1 protein-coding gene and 1 pseudogene are annotated in these 863 nt (G+C 60.1%); one reads left to right on the top strand and one right to left on the bottom strand.

From position 1 onward, the window contains the following. A pseudogene (locus CWM53_RS31935) lies at positions 1–99 on the top strand (uracil-DNA glycosylase); the annotation flags it as partial. A gap of 55 nt (positions 100–154) precedes the next feature. Here the strand turns inward: CWM53_RS31935 and CWM53_RS11025 are convergent. Then, positions 155–863 (bottom strand): tRNA/rRNA methyltransferase (locus CWM53_RS11025; protein ID WP_100750794.1); only part of this gene is annotated, 709 nt, incomplete at its 5' end.

Genomic DNA, 863 nt, shown 5'->3' with positions numbered 1-863 from the left:
TTTGGCAGTAACCATTTCGTACAGACCAACCAGTGGCTGGCTGACCGCGGCGAAGCGCCGATTGACTGGATGCCGGTCCTTCCCGCAGAAAGCGAGTGATCGAGCCATAAAAAAAGCCAGCATCAGCTGGCTTTTTCGCATTCAGGCAGGCGAATTACGCCTTGTTCTGACGCCACCATTCTGCCAGCAGGACGCCGGTCGCCACAGAGACGTTCAGGCTTTCGACATTGCCGGTACCGTCGATGGCGACGCTGAGATCAGAGCTGGAAATCGCCGCATCGGACAGACCATCACGCTCCTGGCCTAACACCAGCACCATTTTCTTCGGCAGCTCGGCTTTAAACAGCGGCGTACCATTATGGCTGGACGTTGAGACAATCGCGTAGCCCGCTTTGCGGAACTGATCCAGGGTATCGATAAAGCTGTCGCCGGTGATCGGTTCAACATGCTCCGCCCCGCCCTCCGCCGTACGGATCGCCGCCCCGGACTCCAGCACGCCAGCATCCTGAACCACCACGCCCTTCACGCCGAAGTGCGCGCAGCTGCGCATGATCGCCCCGAGGTTGTGCGGGTTACCCACGTCTTCCAGCGCCAGAACGCAATCGTCTTCTGCCGCCTTCGCGACCCACTGGGCAACAGAAGTGCCGTGGCGTTTTTTGATCAGGAAGCAGACCCCGCCGTGGTGCTCGGTGCCGGAGGCTTTCGCCAGCTCGGCTTCGTCCACCACATGATAGGCTTTACGGTTGGCCGCCATCCAGCGCAGCGCCTCTTTAAAGCGGGGCGTGACGCTCTGGATAAACCAGGCGCGAACAATGGCATCCGGACGGCTCAGGAACAGGGCCTGACAGGCATTTTCGCCATAC

This window comes from Klebsiella sp. A-Nf5, from assembly GCF_002810545.1.
Lineage (GTDB): Bacteria > Pseudomonadota > Gammaproteobacteria > Enterobacterales > Enterobacteriaceae > Klebsiella > Klebsiella variicola.
This window is presented reverse-complemented; position numbering and strand designations above follow the sequence as displayed.